This is a genomic window from Chromohalobacter sp. HP20-39 (assembly GCF_033052815.1).
Taxonomy (GTDB): domain Bacteria; phylum Pseudomonadota; class Gammaproteobacteria; order Pseudomonadales; family Halomonadaceae; genus Chromohalobacter.
The window spans coordinates 1-280 of sequence record NZ_JAWHTP010000557.1 but is presented as its reverse complement, the minus strand read 5'-3'; the positions used below and the strand labels follow the sequence as shown (position 1 = coordinate 280).

The 280-nt window shown below is 74.6% G+C and carries 1 protein-coding gene; it reads left to right on the top strand.

All coding sequences use genetic code 11. From position 1 onward, the window contains the following. Positions 1 to 68: 68 nt before the first annotated feature. The coding region (locus RVY79_RS19185; protein ID WP_317466150.1) for a winged helix-turn-helix domain-containing protein at positions 69 to 280 on the top strand (212 nt) is incomplete at its 3' end.

Here is a 280-nt window from a genome sequence, read left to right as displayed (position 1 = left end):
GGATCAAAGCCGTGCTGCGACGCCTGCTGCCGCCTGCGACCACGACGCCGCCGGTCCCGGGCGGGCCCGTGGCTGCACTGCCGTCGGTCGGCGGCTCCCGGCTCGGCTTTCTCGACTGGCAGCTTGATCTGGCTGCGCGCCGCCTCGACGGGCCGGATGGCGTCGAGGTGAGGCTCACGAGCGGCGAGTTCGAGCTGCTCGCGGCCCTGGCGCAGAACCCGGGCCGGGTGCTCTCACGCGACTTCCTGCTGGAGCAGACGCGTGGCCGCGAGGCCGGGCC